Source organism: Streptomyces sp. NPDC030809, assembly GCF_055572195.1.
In genome coordinates, this window is sequence record NZ_JBVIDV010000013.1 from 127,684 (window position 1) to 148,616 (window position 20,933).

The window sequence follows — 20,933 nt, forward strand, 5'->3', positions numbered from 1 at the left end:
GAGTTCGCCGGTTACGTCGGGCTGCCCGAGGCCGGCGGGGGTGTCTGGACGGAGCCGCCGGGCACGATCGCGTCGATCGCGGACGGCTCGAAATTGACGGCGCTGGTCCAGCCGCCGTCCACCAGTCGGAACCAGAGCGAGCTGGTGATCTCCCCGCAGGTGTGCTCCCCCTCGACCACCTCGTCGCCCACCGACCAGCCGTCGGAGTCGTAGGAGACCCAGTCCTCGGGGAGCAGCAGGCGCACGATCGGGCTGTCGAGGGAGGGCCCGGTGCGGACGTTGGAATCGCGCCAGACGGGGCCGGGCGTGCAGGGCTGCGCGAACTGCGGGGCCGGGCCCGGGGCGTGGGCGGCGGACGGAGCGGCGGCGTGCGGGTCAGCGGTGGGCGAGAGCGTGGTCACGGGTGTCTTCCTTCCGTTCGGCGGTCGGGTGCGGTGCGGGGTGCGGGTCCGGCTGCCCGGCGGGTTGCGGGCCGGGGCGGGGGCCGTGGGCGGCCCGGGGCGGGTCGGGGTGCCAGTCGTGGATGTCGGCGACGGCGGTGTCCTTGCGGCCCTGGGACCGCATGAGCTCGTCGCGGCGGCGGGCCGCCGCCGCGCCGTCGCCCTGGTCCACGGCGCCCTGGGCGCGGGAGCGGAGCACGACGGCGGAGGTGCGCGGCAGCCGGGCGCGCTCGTACGCGGCGAGGGCGCGGGGCAGGTCGGCGGGGTGGTCGGCGACGGCGCGGGCGAGGACGACGGCGTCCTCCAGGGCCATGTTGGCGCCCTGTCCGAGGGCCGGGACCATCGGGTGGGCGGCGTCGCCGAGCAGGGCGAGCCGGCCGTCGGTCCAGCGGGGGGCGGGGTCGCGGTCGTGGATGTCGGTGACGACGGTGTCCCCGGCGGCGGTCGCGTGCAGCAGCCGGACCACGGCGGGGTCCCAGCCGGCCGTGGCGGCGCGCAGCTCGTGCAGGGCCGCCGCCGGGCCCTTGGCGGGCCAGCTGCCGGCCGGTGCGGTGATCTTGGCGGTCCAGTAGACGGTGCCGGGGCCGGCCGGGGAGACGAACAGCTGCACGCCCTCGCCGTTGACCACGCGGGCCGGGTGCGGGATGCGCACGCCGCGGGCGCGGCCGCGGACCGAGGTGTAGCCGCGGTACTGCGGCGGCCCGTCGGCGAGGAGGGCCTGCCGCAGCGCGGAGTTGATGCCGTCGGCGGCCACCAGCAGGTCGCAGTCGAGGGCGGTGCCGTCGGCGAGCAGGGCCCGTTCGCCGTCCGGCAGGGCGGTGCGGCCGGTCACCGCGGTGCCGGGGCGCACGGTCGCGCCGGCGGCCTCGGCCTCGTCGTGCAGGGCCTGCCGGAGGACCGCGCGCAGGACGGGGATCTGCGGGGTGCCCAGGCGGGCGCCCTGGGCCCCGATGGGCTCCGCGGCGAGGACCCGCCCGTGCGGGTCGGTGACCACCCGGGTCTCCTCGGGGCCGGTGACGTGGCCCTCGGCCCGGATCCGGGCGCCCAGGGCGGGGCCGATGGCGTCCAGGGCCCGCACTCCGTTGGGGTACAGGACCAGGCCGCCGCCGCCCGTCCCGGTGCGGCGGGTGCGTTCGAGGACGGTGACGCGGGCGCCGGTGCGGGCGAGGGCCGCGGCCGCGGCGAGCCCGCCGATGCCGCCGCCGGCGACGAGGACGCGGAGGCGGTCAGGCACGGTGCGCACCCTCCTGTGCGGGGCCGCCGAGGAAGCGGCCGTCGTAGGCGCCGTACTCGCCGGTGGCGGCGTCCCAGACGGTGCGGCCGGCCCGCAGGGTGCGCTCGACGCGTCCGGTGAAGGTCCAGCCCTCGTACGCGGACCAGCCGCACTTGGAGCGGACGTCGGCGGCGGAGAGCATCCAGGTGGCGTCGGGGTTGAGGAAGACGAGGTCGGCGTCGGCGCCGGGGGCGATGCGGCCCTTGCCGGGCAGCCCGAACAGGTCGGCGGGGCCCGATCCCAGGCAGCGGGCGAGGAGTTCGGCGGCCCGGTCCGGGTGGTCCTCGGGACGGCGGCGCCGGCACAGTCCGGTCCAGACCGCCTGCGCCAGCTCCTGCACTCCGGGCAGTCCGGGCGGGGAGTCCTGCACCGAGCGGGTCTTCTCCTCGATGGTGTGCGGGGCGTGGTCGCTGCCGATGGTGGCCGCCTGGGAGTCCCGTACGGCCGCCCAGAGCCGCTCCTGGTCGGCGCGGGTGCGGATGGACGGGGAGAGGCGGGTGCGGGCGCCGAGGCGGGTGGTGTCCTCGTCGGTGAACGACAGGTGGTGGCCGGTGACCTCGAAGGAGACGGGCAGCCCGGCGGCGCGGGCGGCGCACACCAGGTCGGCCTCCTCGGCGCTGGACAGGTGCAGGATGTGGGCCTTGGTGCCGTGCCGTCGGACGAGTTCGAGGACCTTGGCCACGGCCACGATGCCGCCGCTGCGGGGCCGGCGGGCCTCGTACTCGCGGTAGCTGCCGGGGGCGCCCCACCAGCCGTCGAGGAGGGAGAACAGCTCGTCGTCCTCGGCGTGCAGGACCAGCTGCACCCCGCCTTCGGCGGCGGCCGCGAAGGCCTTCTCCAGGACGGCGAAGTCGCGGACGACGGTCGGCGCGGTGTGGTGGCCGCACATGAAGATCTTGGCGCTGGTGGCGACCGCCGGGTCGAGCTCGGCGAGGAGCTCCGGCCGGGCCGGGTCCAGGCCGATGTGGAAGCGGTGGTCCACGAGGGAGCGGCCGGCGATCTCGTCCGCCTTGGCGAGGACGGCCTCGTGGCTGAGGGTGGGCGGGACGGTGTTCGGCATGTCGATGACGGTGGTGAAGCCGCCGGCGACGGCCGCCCGGCTGCCGTGCTCCCAGTCCTCCTTGTGGGTCAGGCCGGGCGTGCGGAAGTGGACGTGGGAGTCGATCAGGCCGGGCAGGACGTAGTGGTTCCCGGCGTCCATCCTCGGGACGCCGGCGGGGACGGGGGCCGCGCCGGTGAGCCCGTCGGGGCCGGTGACGGCGGTGATCCGGCCGCCGCGGATGTGGACGGCGCCGGGGCGGACCCCGTCGGGGGTGACGAGCCGCCGCGCGGTGACGACGAGCTCGGGGGGCAGGTCCCGCTGCGGATCGGCGTGCGCGTGCCCGCCGCGGGCCGGGGGGGATGCTGGGTTCAGTGCTGCCATGAGGCCACCGCCAGTTCTCGGCACAGGTTGTTGGCCGGACCCATCAGGGCCACCCCGCGGGCGTCGGCGAGCAGCCGGGCCAGGGGGTCTCCCGCGAGGTATCCGGAGGAGCCCGTCATGCGGGCGATGTCGAGGCAGATCTCCTCTGCCGTCGTGGAGGCGTGGAGCTTGCTGTAGAGCGTGGTCAGGCCCGGGTCGGGCGCGGTGCGGGCGCCCGCCCGGCCGACGAGTGCGCGGGCCGCTTCGACCCGCGTGGCCAGGTCCGTCAGCCGGTGGGTGACGGTGGGGTCGGAGAGCAGGCCGTGCCGGTTGGCGTGGCAGACGGCGAGGTCGAGGGCGGCCTGGGCGATGCCGACGGACACCGCGCCGAGGGTGGCGCCCGAGCGCCGCACGCCGGCGATGATCTCGGGGGCGGCGCCCTGCGGGCCGAGCCGGCTGCCGTCGCCGACGGCGCAGTCGGTGAGCCGCACCAGGCCGGTGGCGGAGCCGCGCATGCCGAGGAGTTCGGGGCCGGGCAGGGCCACGATGCCGGGGTTGTCGGCGGGGACGAGGAAGAAGGTCTGGCCGGGCGCCCCGTACGCGGGGGCCTCGGCGTCCGGCGCCTCCGGGGCGAGGGGCGGCTGCCCGGTGCTGACGAGGACGAGGTAGAGGTCGGCGACCCCGGCGCCGGTGGTGAACGCCTTGGTGCCGTGGAGCACCCAGGTCCCGTCCTCGCGCCGGATGCCGGTACTGGCGAGGTTGCGCTTGGCCGCTCCGGCGCCGGTCTCGCTCCAGGCGGAGGCGGCCAGCATGCTGCCGTCGGCGAGCCGCGGCAGCAGGTCCTCCTTCTGCTGCGCGGTGCCCCATTCGGCGATCCGGGCGCAGACCGCGAAGTGCTGGAAGGCGATGATCGCCACCGACGGGTTGACGGCCGCGAGGGCCTCGACGACCAGGTTCACCCGGGCGCCGTCCCCGCCGGCCCCGCCGTACTCCTGCGGGACGGCGGTGGCGAGGAGGCCCGACTGCCGCAGCAGGGCGAGGACTTGGCCGTCGGGCCGGCCGGTGCGGGCGCTCTCGGCGGCCGCCTCGGCCAGCGCGGCCCGGAACGCGGGGGCGATGTGGCTGCTCAGGCGGCCGTTGACAGTGCCCGGCATGAGCCGACCTCCTTCGGTTGCCGGCGCACCGGCGGGGCGAGCGGGACGGATCCCTGGAAGCTGACGTGCTTGTCGGCGACGGTGGCCCAGGTCAGGGCCGGGCCCTCGGCGCTCTCGCCGGACACGGCCGTGACGGCGGTGCGGCCGCCGGGGGTGGTGAGGGCGAGGGGGCCGCCGGTGTGCCCGCTCTCCCGGGCGATCGCGTACGGGAGGGTGCCGGGGATGCCGGCGGCCGCGCCCAGGCAGATGGCGCCGGTGAGGGCGAGGGTCGGGTGCCAGGAGGGCACGGACACGGCGCGGACCGCGAGTCCCCCGTCCGGGCCCGGGAGCAGGGCGGCGACCTTCGGGAAGGCGCCCGTCAGGGGAAGTCCCAGGTGGGCGGCGGCGGCCCGGCGGATCGCCACCAGCCGGTCGAACAGGTCGCTGCCGGCGGCGAAGAGGGCCTCGGGGGTGCCGATGCCGAGGTGGCGGGCGTCGAGGAAGGCGTACGGGTTGCCGGCGGAGACGAGCGACACCTCCTGGAGGGTGCCGTGGGCCGCGAGGACGGTACGGGGCTCCGAGGCGGGCAGCAGTTCGGTGAAGGGGACGGCGCGGGGCTGGACGAAGCTGACGGTGAAGCGGGCGCCGGCCGCGGTGGCCTCGTCCACGTCGCAGACCACGCTGTCGGAGGTGTTCAGGACCCGGACCCGCACCCGCGCGCCGCTCTCCAGGGGCGGGAGCATGCCCCCGCGGGCGGCCGAGACCACCGCGGCGAGGATCGAGTGGCCGCAGGAGCCGCGCAGGTCGAAGCGGTCCGGCCGGCCGGGCATGGCCTGCGCGAAGCGGTAGTCCAGGTCGAACATGGGGTGTTCGGCGGGGCGGACCAGGGCCATCTTCAGGACGTGGGAGCCGCCGGCCGCGCTGAGCCGGCCGCGGACCTCGGCGAGGTGGGCGACGAGGGCGTCCTCCTCGCGGGGGGCGAGCCTGCTGTCGAGGACGACGGTGGGGCATGGGCTGCCGGTGGCGTGGGCGAGGTGGCCGATCATGCGGCGGCTCCGGCTCCGGCCAGGAGGCGGGCGGCGGGCAGCGAGGCCCGCCACACCTCGTGGACCATGAGCGCCCACAGGGTGAGCGCGGTGGTGTCGTCGGGGGCCGCGGCCTGCCGGGCGAACAGGTCCTCGACCGCCTCGGGGAGGAGCTGCCCGTCGGCGGCGAGCGCGTGCGGGTGCAGGGTGTCGCGGGCGTACTCCCACAGCGGGGTGCCGGGCACGAGCATCGCCGTGACGGGCAGGGTGAAGGGCTGCTTGGGGCGCTGGAGCACGCTGTCGGGCAGCAGTCCCCCGGCGGCGGCGTACAGGGTGCGCTTGACCTGGCCGAGGTGGATGCGCAGCCGGTCGGGGAGGCGGCGGCCCAGCTCGATCACGCGGGGCTGGCAGAACGGCAGCCGGGCCTCGACGGAGTGGGCCATGCTCAGGTGGTCCACGCGGCGCAGGTGGTAGGCGGGCAGCCGGTGGCCGAGCTCGAAGTCGGTCAGGCGGCGCTGCACCGTGGTCCGGTCGCCGCGCAGCAGGGCGTCGAGGACCTGCGGGGCGACGGGCGGGTGCTCCTGGGCGAAGGCGCGGTAGGCGGGGGTGTAGAGGGCGTGCCGCAGCCGGGCCGGGAGGACGGCGAGCTGGTCGAGGTAGGCGGAGTCCCAGGCCCGTCCGCAGGCCGCGGAGACGGCGGCGGTGCGCATCCGGTCGTACCCGCCGAACACCTCGTCCGCGGCGTCGCCGGTGAGGACGGCCTTGAACCCGGCGCTGCGGACCGCGGCGAACAGGGCGTACGAGCTGAGGGTGATGGGGTCGGCGTTCGGCTGCCCCAGGTGCCGGACGGTGGCCTCGACGAGCTGCGGGAAGTCGGCGGGGTCGAGTTCGACCTGGTGGTGGACGGTGCCCGCGTGTGCGGCGACCTCGCGGGCGAAGTGGCGCTCGTCGAAGGGCCAGCGGCCGCGGTAGGCGATGTTGAACGAGTGGAGTTCGCGGCCCTGGGCGGCGGCCAGGGGGGCCGCGAGGGCGGTGACGAGGCTGGAGTCGAGGCCGCCGGAGGTGATCACGGCGACCGGTACGTCGGCCCGGAGCAGCCGGTCCACCTCGAAGCGCAGGGTCTCGCGGACGTCGAGGGCGTGGTCTTCGAGGGCCGGGCTCAGCCGGCGCGGGGAGGGCGGCGGGGGCGGGGTGCGGTCGGTGGTCCGCGGGGTGCCGCCGAGGACGAGGCTGAGGGTGGTGGCGGGCGGCAGCACGCTGATGCCCTCGTACATCGTGTCCGTGCCGAAGGGGGTGCGGGTGGCGAGGTAGGCGTCGAGGCCGCGGGGGTCGGCGCGGTGCGGGAGGCCGCCGAAGCCGAGGAGGGCGGGGATCTCGGAGGCGAAGTGCAGGGACCGGGCGGATGGGTCCCAGTGGTAGTAGAGCGGCTTCATCCCGGCGTGGTCGGTGGCGAGGACCAGGCGGGGGGCGGCGCGCAGGTCGACCAGGGCGATGGCGTACATGCCCTCCAGGTGGTCGGTGAAGGCGTCGCCGTACTCCTCGTAGAGGGCGGGCAGGATGCCGCCGTCGCAGCGGTCGGGGAAGGTGTGGCCCTTCCTCTCCAGGCGGCGGCGGAGCTCGTCGTGGTTGTAGATCTCGCCGTTGAACACGGCCTGGATGCGCCCGCCCCGCCCGTACGGCTGGGCACCGCCGTCGAGGTCGACGAGGGCGAGCCGGTTGTTGCCGAGGCCCCAGCGGGGGGCGGTCAGCAGGCCGGTGCCGTCGGGGCCGCCGTGGCGCTGCAGGGCGGCGACCTCGCGCATCTGCCGGTTGCTCGCCGTGGTGTTGAAGTATCCGTGGATGCGGCACATGCCAACACGTCTCTCTGTCCGGGCCGTTCGGGCGGTGGGGCGGTCGGGCGGCGGTGCGGAGTGCTCGGGCGTGCGGGTGCGGTGCGGGTTCGGGTGCGGTACAGGTGCGGGTGCGGAGGGCCGGGCGGGGCCGCTAGGGCGTGCGCACCGTGGAGAGGTAGCGCTCCCCGGTGTCGGGGAAGACCGTGACGACGGTGGCGCCGGGGCGGGCGCGGGCGGCCTGCCGGCTCGCCCAGGCGGCGGCTCCGGAGGAGAGGCCGACGAGCAGTCCGGTGGCGCGGGTGATCTCGCGGGCGGTGGCGGCCGCGTCCGCGTCGGAGACGGGGACCACCTCGTCGATGAGGGCGGTGTCGGTGAGCTCCGAGACGTAGCCGGCGCCGATGCCGGGGATGCCGTGCGGTCCGGGCTCGCCGCCCGAGAGGACGGCCGAGCGGGCCGGCTCGACGGCCACCACGTGCAGCTGCGGGAGGCGTTCGCGCAGGTGGCGGGCGATCCCCATGAGGGTGCCGCCGGTGCCGACCCCGCAGACGAGGACGTCGATGTCCCCGCCGGTGGCCTCCCAGATCTCCGGGCCGGTGGTCTCGTAGTGGGCGCGGGTGTTGGCGGGGTTCTCGTCCTGGTGGGCGAGGAAGGAGCCCGGCAGGGAGCGCTGGAGGGCCTCGGCGTGCGCCCACGCGGCCGGCAGGCCCTCGCGGTGGTCGACGAGGACCACGTCGGCGCCCAGTTCGCGCAGGATCAGGCGGCGTTCCTCGGTGGCGTTGTCGGGCATCACGATGATGCAGCGGTGGCCGCGGACGGCGCACAGCGCGGCCAGGGAGATGCCGGTGGAGCCCGAGGAGCACTCGATCACGGTCCCGCCGGCCGGGGGCAGCAGCCCGTCGGCCTCGGCCTGGCGCAGCATGGCCAGGGCCGGGCGGTCCTTCACGCTGGAGAGCGGGTTGAACATCTCCAGCTTGGCCAGGAGCCGGCTGTGCTCCGGCAGCCCGGGCAGCGCGACCCGCAGCAGGGGGGTGGCGCCGACCAGTTCCTCCACGGAGCCGGCGATCCGGTGCGGCGCGGCGGTCGCCGTCAGCGTCGCGGTCATGCTCGTGCTCCTTCTCGAGTGCGGGGGGAGGGTCAGGCTGCGGCGGCCAGGCCGTGCGCGGCCGTCAGGTGGCCGGCGGCGGCCTCCTGGAGGTGGGTGATGTCGCTGGAGACGGTGGTGAAGGTGAAGCCCTCGGTGAGGCGGCGGGCCGCCTCGGCTCCGGTCATGCAGTGGATTCCGCAGGCGATCCCGGCCCGGCGGGCGGTGTCGGTGATCTTCTCCAGCGCCTCGGCGAGGTCCGCGGCGGCGGCCGGGTCCCCGAAGTGGCGGGCGCCCAGGGCCACGGACAGGTCGGCGGGTCCCACGTACACGGCGTCGAGGCCGGGGGTGGCGCAGATGGCCTCCAGGTTCTCCAGCGCGGCCGCGGTCTCGATCATCACGATGCAGGCGACGCCCGCGTCCACCTCCGCGGGTACGGAGCCCAGGTGCAGCTCGGCGCGGACCGGGCCGCCGAGGCTGCGGTTCCCGAACGGCCAGTGCCGGCAGGCCCGTACGGCCGTGAGGGCCTCCTCGGGGGTCTCGACCATGGGCACGATCACGGCGCGGGCTCCGGTGTCGAGCGCGGCGCCGATCGCGGCGGGGTCCACCGACGGCACCCGGATGACCCCCGCGGAGCGGCGGCGGGCGTCGACGGCGAGCATCGCGGCCTGCCAGCCGGGCTGGTGCAGCACGCCGTGCTGGCCGTCCACTCCGATGTAGTCGTAGCCGAGGGCGGCGATGCGCTCGGTGCCCACCGGGTTGTCGAGGGCGATCCAGTAGCCGATCAGCGGCTCGCGGGAGCGCAGCCGGGAGACGAAGGCCTCGGGTCCGGGGCGGCGGCCGTTCATGCGTCCTCCTCCCCGACCCGGTGGCTGGTGCGGCCGTCGATGCCGACGGGGAGGTCCCCGTCGATGGAGACCCGGTGCAGGACCCGCTTGTGGCTGCCGTAGTCGTTGACCGCGTAGTGCTGGGTGTTGCGGTTGTCGAAGATCAGGACGTCGCCCGGGCGCCAGGTCCACCGGACGCAGTTCTCGGGCTTGCGCACGTAGGACTGGAGGACGTCCAGCAGCGGGCGGGACTCGCGCAGGGTCATGCCGGCCAGCCGCTGGGCGAAGCCGCCGAGGAACAGGGCCGGTTCGCCGGACTCGGGGTGGACGCGCACCACGGGGTGGGCGGTCTCGTACCGCTTCTTCAGGAAGGCCTCGCGGATCCGGTCCCCCCGCTCGGTGCCCAGCCGGGGCTGCTCGGCGTGGTTGGTGTGGACGGCGAAGAGCCGGTCGGCGATCTCGCGGAGTTCGGCGGGCAGGTCGGCGTAGCCGGCGGCGCCGCTGGCGACGAGGGTGTCGCCGCCGTAGGGCGGCAGGACCACGCTGCGCAGGGTGGTGCCCAGGGAGGGGGTGAGGGTGAAGCTGACGTCGGTGTGCCAGTGGTCGGCCCGCTGGTCCTCGCCGTCGACGGGGATGACCTGCGGGGTGCCGTCCAGGGTCCGCATCATCGGGTGCGGAGCGGTGAGGGGGCCGAAGCGCGCGGCGAACGCCAGCTGTTCCTCGTCGGTGAGGACCTGGTCCCGGAAGAACAGGACCTTGTACCGGAGAAATGCGTCGTGGATCTCACCGAAGTCGGCGTCGGATATCCCCGATCCCAGATCGACTCCGGTGATTTCCGCGCCGATCCTCCCACCGAGCCTGCGTATGCCCAAATCGGCCATTCGCTCAATTCCTTCCGAGCGGTCAGCGTCCTGAAATCGATCGCTGTGAGGGCGCCGAGCACACCACGCTCCACACGACTTCGGCAACTCCGCTGAACGCCTACTTGAACAAGTCGGCGGCGAATTGTTCAAGCGGCCGCCGGCTGAACAGGAGGGTTGTACGCCCGTGCCCCCGCGCCCACAGTCGGGAAATCCACTGCAGGCAGGAGGGACGATGAAGTTCCGGGAACTGCACCCGAACATCAGGCTCCGCATCGGGGTCGGCTTCGTGCAGCGCCTGCTCGCCGTCATGCTCACCCCCCTGCTCGTCGTACATCTGGCGAAGCTCTACGGGGCAGCGGCGGCGGGCGTGCTCACCGTCGTGGTCGCCTTCGCGGCCATCGGCAGCAACTTCCTCGGCGGGCACCTCGCCGACGTGTACGGGCGCAGACCGCTGCTCGTGCTCGGCGAGCTCGGCGCCACCGGAACGTTCGTGCTGCTCGCCGCAGCCAATTCGCCCCTCTGGGAATCCGGGCCGGTCACCTTCGTCCTGTTCCTGCTGAACACCTGCCTGGCGAACATTTCCACGCCGGCCGCCGACGCGATGATGGTCGACGTCTCCACCCCGGAAAACAGGCCGCTGGTCTACACGATCAACTACTGGTCCATCAACCTCGCCTTCACATTCGGCGCACTGATCGGCGGATTCCTTTACGGGGACCATTTCTTCGGGCTGCTCGCCGGCGCCGCCGCGTTCAGTGCGGCCACCACCTTCGTCATGTGGCGCTGGGTGTCCGAGACCGCGCCCGAGGGGGCCCGCGAGGCCGCCGCGGGCATCGCGGCGATGCTGCGCGGCTACCTCTCCGTCGCCCGGGACCTGGTCTTCGTCCGGCTGCTGACGGTGGCCGTGCTGACGCGCGCCATCGAGGTGCAGATCGGCTACTACATCGCCGTCCGCCTCGCCGACGAGTTCCCCGAGCAGGTGCTGCTCTCGGTGGGCTCGTGGGCCCCGCGGGTCGACGGGGTGGAGATGCTCGGCGTGCTGCGCGCCGTCAACACCGCGCTGGTGGTGGGCCTGGCCCTGTTCGCCGGGCGGCTCTTCGGCCGGCTCTCCGAGCGCACCCGGCTCTACGCCGGCATCGGGGCCTTCACCGCCGGCTACATGGTCTGGGCGGTGGGCGAGTCCGCCTGGCCGCTGATCGCCGCGGCCGTCGTCCTCACCATCGGCGAGCTGGCCAACGTACCCATCAAGCAGGCGATCCTCGCCGACCTGGTCCCGGCCGCCGCACGCACCAAGTACATGGCGGCCTACGGGCTCAACGCCCGGATCGGGCTGGTCATCGGCTCCGTGTCGGTGATCGTCGGCGCGTACCTGCCGCCGGCCGCCATGGCCGCGCTCTACGGCGTCTGGGGGCTGGGCGCCGTGCTGATGTACCGCTCCCTGCTGCGGGTCCGCGCCGAGCGGCAGGCCGCCGAGGAGCCCACCCCCGCGAAGGCGGGCGCCGCCGCCTGACCGGGCGCCCCCGCCCCGGCGCCCTTCGAGAGAACGGACGGACGAGAGATGGCACATCCGTGTACTCCGCAGCGGCTGCTGATGGTGATGCCCTACCACCAGCTGGTCCGCAAGGCCGTGGCGGCGGGCTTCCGCGTCTGGTCCATCTGGGACCCGGCGCTCCAGGAGCCGGCCTACCTGGACGAGGTCGAGCGCCACAGCGAGCAGCTGCTCCTCGCCGACTTCAGCAACGAGCCCGCCCTGCGCGCCCTGATCGCCGAGACGGCCCGGGCCCACGGGGTGGACCTGGTCCTGCACCTGGGCGCCGAGGCCAGCATGGGCCCGGTGGCCGCCGAGGCGGAGGCGCTGGGCCTGGCCCCCAACCCGGCCGAAGCGGTGCGCAGCCTCAACGACAAGGCGGCGATGCGCCGGATGCTCAACGCCGCGGGGCTGTCCCCGGTGGAGGTCCGGCGGGCCTCGACGGTCGGCGAGGTGCGGGAGGTGCTGCGCGGGATCCGGCTGCCGGTGATCGTGAAGCCGGCGACGCTGGCGGGCAGCCGCGGGGTCGCCCTGATCCGCCGTCCCGGGGACGTGGACGAGTGGGCGGACCGGGTCCGCGCCGGCTCCCTCGCCGGGCCCTACCTGATCGAGGAGTTCCTCGACGGCCCGGAGTTCAGCGTCGAGACCCTGTCGGCGGGCGGGGTGCACCACGTGGTCGGCATCACCGCCAAGCAGACCACGGGCGCCCCGGGCTTCGTGGAGACCGGGCACGTGTTCCCCGCCCCGCTGCCCGCGGCCGCGCGGTCGGAGATCGAGGGGCTGGTGACGGCCCTGCTGGACCTCGCCGGCTACCGGTTCGGCCCCGCCCACACCGAGGTGATCCTGACCCCCGGCGGCCCGCGGATCGTGGAGTCGCAGGCCCGGCTGGGCGGTGACCGGATCCCCCTGCTCGTCGAGGCCGCCACCGGCTTCGACATCGAGGCGTGGATCTTCCGGGCGCTGGCGGGGGAGCCCGTGGTGCCGCCCGCCGCCCACCGGTACGCGGCGATCGAGTTCTTCCGGCTGCCGCCGGGCCGGCTGGAGTCGGCCGCCCCGGTGGAGCTCCTCGCGGCCGCCCCCGACGTGCACGCCCTGCACTTCCCGCTGCGCCCCGGCGACCGGGTGAACCCGGTCACCGACTCCGCGACCCGGCACGGGTACGCCGTCGTCCACGCGGCCACCCCGGCCGCCGCCGCCGGGCGGCTGGCCGCCCTCCACCGGGAGCTCTCCCCCGTCGTCCGCGAACCCCTCCTGGAAGGAGCGCTCTGTTGACCACCGCCCCCGCCGTCCTGCTGATCGGCGGCACCGACGCACATCTGGAGTACGTGAAGAAGCAGGGCGTGCGCGTCGTGTTCCTCCAGCACCCCGACAAGATCAACGAGTTCCAGACCCGCACCGCCGACGTGCTGCTGATGGTGGACTACACCGACTGGGACACGGTGCTCCCGTACGCGGAGACGGCCCGCGCCGTGCACGGCTGCGAGAAGGTGCTCTCCCTGACCGAGGGCGGGCTGAGCAACGCGGCCCGCCTGGCCGACCACTTCGGGTGGAGCGACGGCCGCCGGTACGAGGTCAGCCGCCGGATGCGGGACAAGCTCAGGATGCGCACCCACCTGGCCGCGCACGGCGGGGCGGGCGTGGAGTTCGCCCCCGTGACCGGCCCCGGCTCGCTGCGGGAGTTCGGGGAGCGCGCCGGCTACCCGTTCATCGTCAAGCCCACCGACACCACGGCCGGCTTCGGGCTGCTCAAGGCGGCCGGGCCGGAGGACCTGGACCGGGTGTGGCAGCGGATCGGGCAGCTGCACGGGCAGCGCACGGACCGCGGCTCCACCCTCTTCAAGGTGACCGGGTTCCTGATGGAGTCGCACGTCGCCGGGCCCGAGTTCAGCGTCGAGGCGTTCAGCTTCGCCGGCCGGCACGTGGTGCTGGCCGTCACGGAGAAGCTCACCGACGACGCGCACTTCGCGGAGCTCGGGCACGCCGTGCCGGCCCGCCTGGACCCGGACCGGCGGGCCGCCCTGACCTCGGCCGTCACCTCGTTCCTCACCGTCATGGGGGTCACCGACGGCCCCAGCCACACCGAGATCCGGCTGGGCGCGCAGGGCCCGGTGGTCATCGAGTCCCACAACCGGCTCGGCGGCGGGCACATCGCGGAGCTCGTGGAGGCGGCGTACGGGATCGACCTGTACGCGTACGCGGCCGGCTGGCCGCTGGGCACCGTGCCCGAGCTGCTGTCCGAGCCGGTGCCCTCGGCCGCCGCCTGCACCCGTTTCGTCCTGCGCGAGCCCGGCACGGTCACCGCCGTCTCCGGGGTGGCGGAGGTCGCGGCCCGCTCCGACGTGCTGGCCGTGTCGGTGGGCGTGCGGCCCGGCGACACCGTCCGCCCGCTGCGGGACAACTGGGACCGGATCGGCTTCGTGGCGGTGCGCGCCGCCGACACCGACGCCGCGGTGGCCCTGGCCGAGGAGCTGGCCGCGCGGGCGATCCGGGTGGAGACGGCGCCCGCGGACGGCGGGCCCGCGGCCGCCGCCGGCCGGGGGGACTGAGCGCATGCCCGGAGCGACGTCCGCCGGCCTGACGGCCGAGCTGCGCGAGGACCTGGAGACCGCCTTCGCCCGCGACCCGTCCCTGCGCACCCGCCGGGAGGCCCTCGGCCATCCCGGGCTGCGGGCCCTGTGGGCCCACCGGGTGGCGCACCGGCTGTGGCGGCGGGGCCTGCGCGGCACCGCGCAGCTGCTCGCCCGGCGCTCCCGGCGCCGTACCGGTGTGGAGGTGCACCCCGGGGCCGTGCTCGGCCGGCGGGTGTTCATCGACCACGGGGCGGCCGTGGTCATCGGGGAGACGGCCGTGGTCGGCTCCGATGTGACGATCTACCACCAGGTGACCCTGGGGGCCGTCGGCTGGTGGGTGGACCTGGGGCGCCCGCAGGGCGACCGCCGGCATCCGGTGGTCGGCGACAAGGTCGTGCTGGGCGCCGGTGCGAGCGTGCTGGGCCCGGTGGAGATCGGTGCGCGCGCCCTGATCGGTGCGGGCGCGACCGTCTGCCGCGACGTCCCGGCCGGGGCCCGCGTGTACGCCTCCGCCCCGGTCGTCGTTCCCCCGCGCCCCGCGCCCGCGACCGCGCCCGCGCCCGCCGAGGACCCCGTGCGGCTGCACGCGTCCGCGGGGGCCTGGTGACCCGGTCGGGCGGGCCGCCGCCCGCCCCCCGCCGCCCCGTCCTTGTGTCCCGACCATCCCTGGAGCAGAGCCCATGACCACCACCACCGCGCCGGCGCCGTCCGGCGTGCGCCGGATCGCCGACGGCGTCGAGGACCTGATCGGCGGCACCCCCCTGGTCCGCCTCGGCCTGCCGGGGGCCGATCCGCGCGTCGAGGTCCTCGCCAAGCTGGAGGCCGCCAACCCGTACGCCAGCGTCAAGGACCGGGCCGCCCGCCACCTGCTGCGGGCCGCCGAGGAGCGCGGGGACATCGGCCCCGGGTCCACCGTGGTGGAGTCCACCTCGGGCAACACGGGGATCGCGCTGGCCGCGCTGTGCGCCGTACGCGGCCTGCGCTGCATCGTGGTCCTGCCCGACACGGCCACCCCCGAGCGGAAGGGGCTGCTGCGGGCGCTGGGCGCCGAACTGGTGCAGACCCCGGGCTCGGAGGGGTTCGCCGCGGCGATCGCCCGCGCCGAGGAGATCGAGCGGGAGGTGCCCGGCGCCTGGTACGCGCGCCAGCACGAGAACCACGACAACGTCCTCGCCCACTACGAGACGACCGGCCCCGAGATCTGGGCCGACACCGCCGGGAAGGTGGACGTGCTGGTCGCCGGCGTCGGCACGGGCGGCACGCTGAGCGGCGCCGGCCGCTACCTCAAGGAGCGCAACCCGGAGATCGAGATCGTGGCGGTCGAGCCGGAGAACTCCCCCGTGCTCTCCCGCGGCTGCGGCGGCCTGCACCGCATCCCCGGACTCAACGGCGGCTTCGTCGCCCCCACCACCGACGAGGCGCTGGTCGACCGGGTGGTCACGGTGCCCGACGAGGCCGCGCCCGCCGAGGCCCGGGCGGTGCTCCGCAGCCAGGGCCTGTTCGTCGGGGTCTCCGCGGGAGCCGCGCTGTTCGCGGCCGGGCAGCTGGCCCGGGATCCCGCGTACGCCGGGAAGACGATCGTCGCCGTCCTGCCCGACACGGGCGAACGCTACGTCAGCATCTGGAACGAGGAGCCCGCCGCATGACCGTCCTGATCCTGCACCGCGGTTCGCTGGCCGCGACCCCCTACCACGAGTGGCTGGCCCCCACGGGCGCCAAGCTGGTGCTGCTGGCCTCCGCCGAGCTGCTGGCCTCCTTCGGGGAGAAGCTGCCGGACTTCCCGCCGTACGTGCACGCCGAGGCGGTGCGCGACTACGACGCCGACACCCCCTGGGTGGAGGAGCGGGCCGCCGAGCTGATCCGCACGTACGGGGTGACCGACATCGTGGCCTGCGCGGAGCGGGACATCGAGCGGGCGGCGCTGCTGCGGGCGCGCTTCGGGATGCCCGGCCAGCAGCCGGACACGGCGGTCCCCTACCGCGACAAGTGGGAGATGAAGCGGGCCGCCGTCCGGGCGGGCATTCCGGTGGCCGCGCACGTCCTGCTGCGCACGGCCGGGGACCTCGGCGCCTTCGCCGGGGAGCACGGCCTGCCGGTGGTGGTCAAACCCCGGCGCGGCGCGGGCTCGATCGGGCTGCGGATCCTGCGGACGCAGGAGGAGCTCGACGGGTGGGCCGCACAGGCCTCGCTCACCGCTGCGGACGGGGAGCCGGGCTGGCTGGCGGAGGCGTTCGTCGAGGGCGCGATGTGCCACATCGACGGGGTGGTGACCGGCGGTGGGACGGCTTCCATCTGGCCCTCGCAGTACCGGTACGCCCTCGCCGACTACACCGACCGCACGGGCCGCGTGGACATCGCCCTCGACGCCGGGGACCCGATGGCGCACCGCCTCGTCGGCTTCGGCCGGCGGGTGCTGGAGGCGCTGGGCGGGCCCGCCGACTTCGCCTTCCACATCGAGGTGTTCCGCACGCCCGACGACGAGCTGGTGCTGTGCGAGGCCGCCTGCCGGGCCGGCGGGGCCGGGGTGCGGGACCTGCACCGGCACATGTTCGGGCTGGATCCGGCGCAGCTGCCGGTGCTGCGCCAGTTCGGTCTGCCGGCCGAGGTGCCGGGGCGGCGGGCGCCGGAGCCGGCCGCGGGGCAGCTGGCGTTCATGATGCGGCCGGGCACCCTGCACCGGCTGCCGGACCCGGCCTCCCGGCCGCCGGGGGTGTTCAAGCAGACGTACTTCGCGGCCGAGGGCGACGTGCTGGCGGAGTCCTCGCACTCGGGGGACTTCCTGGCGGTGTTCCTCGTCGAGGGGGCCGGGCGGGCCGAGGTCGAGGCGCGGATCGAGGACCTCACGAAGTGGTTCCTGGGCGGCCTCGACGTGCACTGATTCCCCACCTGGTTCCCCCGGCCCCCCAACTCCCCCTAAAACAGAGCAATTTCGAAGAGGACCGGTCGTGTCGGCGGTGTGAGGATCGCGTGGCGGACCGTGCGCGCCGCGCCCCGGCGCCCGGCGCCGCTCCTTGACCAACCGGGTGCTCCCTTGGGGGATACGAATGCTGAACAGACGACGGATGCTGGCCGTGGGCGGCGCGCTGGCGGGCGGTGCCATGCTGTGGCCGGTCGGCGAGGCGGCGATGGCCGCCGCCGACACCGACTCCTCCCACCACGAGCACGGTGCGCCGGCCAAGGCGAAGAACGCCGCCGCGGCCGGACCGCCGCCGCCCATCACCCCGTTCTCGCAGCGGATGCCGCTGCCGCCTTCGCTGAAGCCGGTCGCCTCCATCGACAACACCGACTTCTACGAGATACCCCTCCAGGCGTCGACCACGGAGATCTTCCCCGGCTACCGGACGCCGGTGCTCACCTTCGGCGGCACCTTCCTCGGCCCCACGATCCGCGCCAAGTCCGGCCGCACCGCCAAGGTCCGGTACGTCAACAAGCTGGACCGGGCGGCCACCGTGCACCTGCACGGCGGCCACGTGGCGCCGAGCAGCGACGGCTACCCGATGGACCTCATCGAGCCCGGCACCTCCCGCCTGTTCGAGTACCCGAACAACCAGCCCGGCGCGACCCTCTGGTACCACGACCACACCCACCACAAGGAGGCCGAGCACGTCTACCGCGGCCTGCGCGGCCTGTACCTGATCGAGGGTGCGGACGAGGCGGCGCTCAACCTCCCCTGCGGCGCGTACGACGTCCCGCTGCTGGTCTCCGACGCGCGGTTCGACTCCGAGGGCGGGATGATCTTCGAGCCGAGCCCGGAGCCGTCCACGCTGCTGGCCAACGGGAAGATCCAGCCCTACTTCCAGGTCGCCGCCCGCAAGTACCGGTTCCGCGTGCTCAACGCCACCCTGCACCGCATCGTCGAGCTGGACTTCGGCGGTCTGGAGGTGCAGCAGATCGCGGGCGACCACGGCCTGCTCCCGGCCCCGCTGCCGCGGACCAGGCTGCTGCTGCCCCCGGGTGAGCGCATCGAGGTCGTCGTCGACTTCTCGAAGAACAAGGTCGGCGACCGGCTGATCCTCAACGACACCCGGCAGAACGAGGCGGTGCTCCGCTTCGACGTGGTGCGCACGGCCTCGGACACCAGCCGGGTGCCGGCCCAGCTGCGGCCGCTGCCGGCGCTGCGCCCCGCCACGAAGGTCCGCAAGATCAAGCTCTCCCTGTCGGCGTCCGGCGAGGAGTTCGCCATCGACGACAAGACGTGGGACCCGGGCCGCATCGACCAGACGATCCCGATCGGGTCCACCGAGATCTGGGAGATCTACAACGCGGACCCGGCGGACACCCCGTTCGGGGCGATCGACCACACCTTCCACATGCACCTGGTGCCGTTCCGGGTGCTGGACCGCGACGGCAAGCCGCCGCTGCCGGGCGAGAACGGGCTCAAGGACACCGTCCTGGTCCGGGCCGGCGAGACCGTCCGGGTGCAGGCCACGTTCACCGGCTACAAGGGCGTGTACATGTACCACTGCCACCTGCAGGAGCACAGCGACATCGGGATGATGGCGCAGATGGAGATCGTCTGACGGCCGTCCCCCCGCACTCCGGTGCGGGGGGACGCACGGGAGCCGGGCCGCTGGGGCGGCCCGGCTCCGGTGTTTTTCCGCACCCGCGCACGGAGGCCGCGGCGGGGTGCGGGGGTACGGGGGTACGGGATACGGGACACGGGGATGCGGGCCGGGGCGGCGGGGCCGCCCCGGCGGGCTCAGATACCGTACGCGACGCCTGTCAGGCGCTCGGACTCCTCCCACAGCCGCAGCCGGACCCGCGGGTCGCGGGCCGAGCGGCGGGGGCGCACGGGGCCGGGGTGCCCGCGGGTCTCGGTGAGGCCGAGCGGGCCGTAGTACTGGCCGCCCTGCACCGCGGGGTCGGTGGCCGCGCGGAGCAGCGGCAGGGCGCCCTGTTCCGCGCTCTGGAGGAACAGCGGGGCGAGCGGGGCGCCCAGGCGGCGCACGACGGCGGGGATGTCCCGGCCGAGGCCGGTGTCGGCGAGGCCGGGGTGGGCGGCGACCGCGAGGGTGTCCGCGCCGGCCGCGGCCAGGCGCCGCTGGAGTTCGAGGGCGAACATCAGGTTGGCCAGCTTGGACTGGTTGTACGCGGTGAAGCGGTCGGGGACGCGCCCGGCGGCGAGGCCCGCGAAGTCGATCCGGCCGAACTTGTGCAGGTAGCTGCTGACCGCGACCACGCGGGCTCCGGGCGCGGCGCGCAGCCGGTCCAGGAGCAGTCCGGTGAGGGCGAAGTGCCCGAGGTGGTTCGTGGCGAACTGCAGCTCGTGCCCGTCGGCGGTGCGGGCCCCGGGGGTCCACATCACCCCGGCGTTGTTGACCAGCAGGTCGATGCGGCCGAAGGAGTCGTTCAGTTCCTTGGCCGCGTCGCGTACGGAGGCCTGGTCGGCCAGGTCGATCCGCTGGACGGTCAGCGCGGCCGACGGCGCCGCGGCCCGGATCCGGGCCGCGGCGGTCTGTGCGCGTTCGGTGTCGCGTACGGCGAGCACCACGTGGGCGCCGCGCAGGGCGAGCGCTCTGGCCGCCTGGAATCCGAGGCCGGAGTTCGCCCCGGTGACCACGGCCGTGCGGCCGCTCTGGTCGGGTACGTCGGCCGTGGTCCACGTGCGGTTGGCGCCCATGGCGCGGACTCCTCTCAGACGGCCTGCGGCTGCGGGGAGCGCCCGTAGCCGTCGGCGACGATGCGGCGGGCGGATTCCGCGTAGTAGCCGGGGTCCTCGGGGAGCGCGGTGGCGAGCCCGCTGACGTACCGGTTGTACATGCAGAAGGCCGCCGCGATCAGGACGGTGTCGTGCAGGTCGCGGTCGTCGGCGCCGGCGGCGCGGGCGGCGGCCACCGTCTCGTCGGCCACGGCCCGCGCGGCGGCCTGGACCTCGGCGGCCACCTTGAGCAGGGCGCGCAGCTTCTCGCCGACGGGAGCCGTCGCGGGGTCGGCGAGGACCGCCTTGACGAGCTCCTCGCCGCCGTCGAGCTGGGCGGCGGCGAAGGCGCTGTGCGAACCGGAGCAGAAGCTCGTGGAGTTGAGCTCGGAGACGTACGCGGCGATCAGCTCGCGCTCGCCCGGGGTGAGCGAAGAGGGCGCCCGCAGGAGGGCGTTGGCGAGCATGCCGAGCGGCTCCGCGGTGTCCGGCCGCTGGGCCATCAGCCCGCTGATGCCCGGGAGGTCGTTGTCGAGCCTGATGTGCGCCATGGTGCAGGTCCTTTTCAGCTCAGGTCGTGCAGCGAACCGGGCCCGCTCTGTGCCAGGAGCCCGGAGAGGAGTGCGTAGGGCGGCCGAGCGGCGAGGTAGAAGTGATCGCCTTCGACGGTGCGATCACCATACGTTCCGCGCGTCTGGAGCGCCCAGGCGCCGAGGTCTCCGGTCTGGAGCAGGGGGTCCACGTCCCCGGCGATGGCCGTCAGCGGGCAGGACAGCGGCGGTCCGGGGCGGTACACGTAGCTGCCGGCGAGCCGGAAGTCCGCCCGTACGTACGGGAAGACGAGCTTGAGCAGGACCGGTTCGGCGAGCAGTTCGGCGGGGGTGCCGCCGAAGTCCACCAGGGCCTCCGCGAACTGGCCGTCGTCGAGGTCGGCGAAGCCGGTGTCGGGCCGCACCCGGGTCTGCGGGGCGGCGGCCCCGGAGACGAAGAGGTGGTCGAGCGGGATCCCGTCCGCCTCCAGCACCCGGGCGCACTCGAAGGCGAGCCAGGCGCCCATGCTGTGGCCGAAGAGGGCCAGCGGGCGGTCGGCGAGCGGGGCCACGGCCCGGGCGATGTCGGCGGCCAGCCGGTGCAGGTCGGTGGCGCAGGGTTCGGCTGCGCGCTCGGCGCGGCCGGGGTAGCGGACGGCGTGCACCTCGGTGTCGGGAAGCCCTTCCGGCCACCGGGCGAAGAACGCCGCCACGCCCCCCGCGTGCGGGAAGCAGACCAGCCTTCGCGCTGCCTCCGGCCGCGGGGTGGTGCATTGCAGCCAGTCGGTCAT

At 75.0% G+C, this 20,933-nt stretch carries 19 protein-coding genes; 7 read left to right on the plus strand and 12 right to left on the minus strand.

The features are described from left to right. Positions 1-11 precede the first annotated feature (11 nt). The 9 genes from ACZ407_RS18875 to ACZ407_RS18915 all read right to left on the minus strand — a co-directional run bounded on the left by ACZ407_RS18875 (position 12) and on the right by ACZ407_RS18915 (position 9,894). Entirely contained in the window at positions 12-401 is a 390-nt protein-coding gene (locus ACZ407_RS18875) for a hypothetical protein (RefSeq protein ID WP_468129518.1), read from the minus strand. Further along, positions 376-1,674, minus strand: coding sequence for an FAD-dependent oxidoreductase (locus ACZ407_RS18880; RefSeq protein ID WP_468129520.1), 1,299 nt, complete (start codon positions 1,672-1,674; stop codon positions 376-378). Before ACZ407_RS18880 ends, ACZ407_RS18875 begins: the two co-directional genes overlap by 26 nt. Beyond that, positions 1,667-3,136 carry a dihydroorotase gene (locus tag ACZ407_RS18885; RefSeq protein ID WP_468129522.1) on the minus strand — a complete coding sequence of 490 codons (1,470 nt, stop codon included), beginning with the start codon at positions 3,134-3,136 and terminating at the stop codon, positions 1,667-1,669. The genes ACZ407_RS18880 and ACZ407_RS18885 overlap by 8 nt, the downstream gene beginning before the upstream one ends. Beyond that, positions 3,124-4,269, minus strand: a complete 1,146-nt coding sequence (locus ACZ407_RS18890; protein WP_468129524.1) for an acyl-CoA dehydrogenase family protein — start codon at positions 4,267-4,269, stop codon at positions 3,124-3,126. Before ACZ407_RS18890 ends, ACZ407_RS18885 begins: the two co-directional genes overlap by 13 nt. Continuing rightward, positions 4,242-5,294, minus strand: a complete 1,053-nt coding sequence (locus ACZ407_RS18895) for a PrpF domain-containing protein (RefSeq protein WP_468129526.1) — start codon at positions 5,292-5,294, stop codon at positions 4,242-4,244. Before ACZ407_RS18895 ends, ACZ407_RS18890 begins: the two co-directional genes overlap by 28 nt. After that, positions 5,291-7,123 carry an asparagine synthase (glutamine-hydrolyzing) gene (asnB, locus tag ACZ407_RS18900; RefSeq protein WP_468129528.1) on the minus strand — a complete coding sequence of 611 codons (1,833 nt, stop codon included), beginning with the start codon at positions 7,121-7,123 and terminating at the stop codon, positions 5,291-5,293. The genes ACZ407_RS18895 and asnB overlap by 4 nt, the downstream gene beginning before the upstream one ends. Positions 7,124-7,256: 133 nt before the next feature. Then, positions 7,257-8,207, minus strand: a complete 951-nt coding sequence (locus ACZ407_RS18905; RefSeq protein WP_468129530.1) for a PLP-dependent cysteine synthase family protein — start codon at positions 8,205-8,207, stop codon at positions 7,257-7,259. 32 nt (positions 8,208-8,239) lie between these two features. Next, the gene (locus ACZ407_RS18910; protein WP_468129532.1) at positions 8,240-9,034 is read right to left on the minus strand and encodes an HpcH/HpaI aldolase family protein; all 795 of its coding nucleotides are present in this window, start codon (positions 9,032-9,034) and stop codon (positions 8,240-8,242) included. After that, positions 9,031-9,894 (minus strand): TauD/TfdA dioxygenase family protein, encoded by an 864-nt coding sequence (locus tag ACZ407_RS18915; protein WP_468129534.1) that lies wholly within the window; start codon positions 9,892-9,894, stop codon positions 9,031-9,033. Before ACZ407_RS18915 ends, ACZ407_RS18910 begins: the two co-directional genes overlap by 4 nt. Before the next feature lie 214 nt (positions 9,895-10,108). Here ACZ407_RS18915 and ACZ407_RS18920 point away from each other — a divergent pair, with 214 nt between their 5' ends. The 7 genes from ACZ407_RS18920 to ACZ407_RS18950 all read left to right on the plus strand — a co-directional run bounded on the left by ACZ407_RS18920 (position 10,109) and on the right by ACZ407_RS18950 (position 18,494). Beyond that, positions 10,109-11,386 carry an MFS transporter gene (locus ACZ407_RS18920; RefSeq protein ID WP_468129536.1) on the plus strand — a complete coding sequence of 426 codons (1,278 nt, stop codon included), beginning with the start codon at positions 10,109-10,111 and terminating at the stop codon, positions 11,384-11,386. A 48-nt stretch (positions 11,387-11,434) separates the two neighbouring features. Next, complete coding sequence (locus tag ACZ407_RS18925; protein ID WP_468129538.1) at positions 11,435-12,676, plus strand: ATP-grasp domain-containing protein; 1,242 nt, start codon at positions 11,435-11,437, stop codon at positions 12,674-12,676. Continuing rightward, a complete protein-coding gene (locus ACZ407_RS18930) occupies positions 12,673-13,950 on the plus strand; it encodes an ATP-grasp domain-containing protein (RefSeq protein ID WP_468129540.1) in 1,278 nt (425 codons plus the stop codon). The genes ACZ407_RS18925 and ACZ407_RS18930 overlap by 4 nt, the downstream gene beginning before the upstream one ends. Positions 13,951-13,954: 4 nt before the next feature. Next, positions 13,955-14,581, plus strand: a complete 627-nt coding sequence (gene epsC, locus ACZ407_RS18935) for a serine O-acetyltransferase EpsC (RefSeq protein ID WP_468129542.1) — start codon at positions 13,955-13,957, stop codon at positions 14,579-14,581. Positions 14,582-14,654: 73 nt separating this feature from the next. Continuing rightward, the gene (locus ACZ407_RS18940; protein WP_468129543.1) at positions 14,655-15,620 is read left to right on the plus strand and encodes a PLP-dependent cysteine synthase family protein; all 966 of its coding nucleotides are present in this window, start codon (positions 14,655-14,657) and stop codon (positions 15,618-15,620) included. Next, entirely contained in the window at positions 15,617-16,852 is a 1,236-nt protein-coding gene (locus tag ACZ407_RS18945) for an ATP-grasp domain-containing protein (protein WP_468129545.1), read from the plus strand. The genes ACZ407_RS18940 and ACZ407_RS18945 overlap by 4 nt, the downstream gene beginning before the upstream one ends. Before the next feature lie 166 nt (positions 16,853-17,018). Beyond that, positions 17,019-18,494: a multicopper oxidase family protein gene (locus ACZ407_RS18950; protein WP_468129547.1), complete on the plus strand. Its 1,476-nt coding sequence runs from the start codon at positions 17,019-17,021 to the stop codon at positions 18,492-18,494. 179 nt (positions 18,495-18,673) lie between these two features. Here ACZ407_RS18950 and ACZ407_RS18955 read toward each other — a convergent pair whose 3' ends face one another. Genes ACZ407_RS18955 through ACZ407_RS18965 form a run of 3 tightly spaced genes read right to left on the minus strand, consistent with a single transcriptional unit; the run spans position 18,674 to position 20,933 of the window. Further along, positions 18,674-19,594: an oxidoreductase gene (locus ACZ407_RS18955; protein WP_468129549.1), complete on the minus strand. Its 921-nt coding sequence runs from the start codon at positions 19,592-19,594 to the stop codon at positions 18,674-18,676. A gap of 14 nt (positions 19,595-19,608) precedes the next feature. Next, on the minus strand, positions 19,609-20,163 hold the full coding sequence (locus ACZ407_RS18960) for a carboxymuconolactone decarboxylase family protein (protein WP_468129551.1): 555 nt from the start codon (positions 20,161-20,163) through the stop codon (positions 19,609-19,611). A 14-nt stretch (positions 20,164-20,177) separates the two neighbouring features. Then, on the minus strand, positions 20,178-20,933 hold the full coding sequence (locus tag ACZ407_RS18965; protein ID WP_468129553.1) for a thioesterase II family protein: 756 nt from the start codon (positions 20,931-20,933) through the stop codon (positions 20,178-20,180).

Excerpts from the sequence above, each read along its gene's own strand:
- ACZ407_RS18960 (WP_468129551.1), bottom strand. The coding sequence starts at position 20,163 with ATGGCGCACATCAGGCTCGACAACGACCTCCCGGGCATCAGCGGGCTG.
- ACZ407_RS18895 (WP_468129526.1), bottom strand. The coding sequence starts at position 5,294 with ATGATCGGCCACCTCGCCCACGCCACCGGCAGCCCATGCCCCACCGTC.
- ACZ407_RS18945 (WP_468129545.1), top strand. The coding sequence starts at position 15,617 with ATGACCGTCCTGATCCTGCACCGCGGTTCGCTGGCCGCGACCCCCTAC.
- ACZ407_RS18955 (WP_468129549.1), bottom strand. The coding sequence starts at position 19,594 with ATGGGCGCCAACCGCACGTGGACCACGGCCGACGTACCCGACCAGAGC.
- ACZ407_RS18890 (WP_468129524.1), bottom strand. The coding sequence starts at position 4,269 with ATGCCGGGCACTGTCAACGGCCGCCTGAGCAGCCACATCGCCCCCGCG.
- epsC (WP_468129542.1), top strand. The coding sequence starts at position 13,955 with ATGCCCGGAGCGACGTCCGCCGGCCTGACGGCCGAGCTGCGCGAGGAC.
- ACZ407_RS18885 (WP_468129522.1), bottom strand. The coding sequence starts at position 3,136 with ATGGCAGCACTGAACCCAGCATCCCCCCCGGCCCGCGGCGGGCACGCG.
- ACZ407_RS18940 (WP_468129543.1), top strand. The coding sequence starts at position 14,655 with ATGACCACCACCACCGCGCCGGCGCCGTCCGGCGTGCGCCGGATCGCC.
- ACZ407_RS18915 (WP_468129534.1), bottom strand. The coding sequence starts at position 9,894 with ATGGCCGATTTGGGCATACGCAGGCTCGGTGGGAGGATCGGCGCGGAA.
- asnB (WP_468129528.1), bottom strand. The coding sequence starts at position 7,123 with ATGTGCCGCATCCACGGATACTTCAACACCACGGCGAGCAACCGGCAG.
- ACZ407_RS18920 (WP_468129536.1), top strand. The coding sequence starts at position 10,109 with ATGAAGTTCCGGGAACTGCACCCGAACATCAGGCTCCGCATCGGGGTC.
- ACZ407_RS18950 (WP_468129547.1), top strand. The coding sequence starts at position 17,019 with ATGCTGAACAGACGACGGATGCTGGCCGTGGGCGGCGCGCTGGCGGGC.
- ACZ407_RS18925 (WP_468129538.1), top strand. The coding sequence starts at position 11,435 with ATGGCACATCCGTGTACTCCGCAGCGGCTGCTGATGGTGATGCCCTAC.
- ACZ407_RS18905 (WP_468129530.1), bottom strand. The coding sequence starts at position 8,207 with ATGACCGCGACGCTGACGGCGACCGCCGCGCCGCACCGGATCGCCGGC.
- ACZ407_RS18910 (WP_468129532.1), bottom strand. The coding sequence starts at position 9,034 with ATGAACGGCCGCCGCCCCGGACCCGAGGCCTTCGTCTCCCGGCTGCGC.
- ACZ407_RS18965 (WP_468129553.1), bottom strand. The coding sequence starts at position 20,933 with ATGACCGACTGGCTGCAATGCACCACCCCGCGGCCGGAGGCAGCGCGA.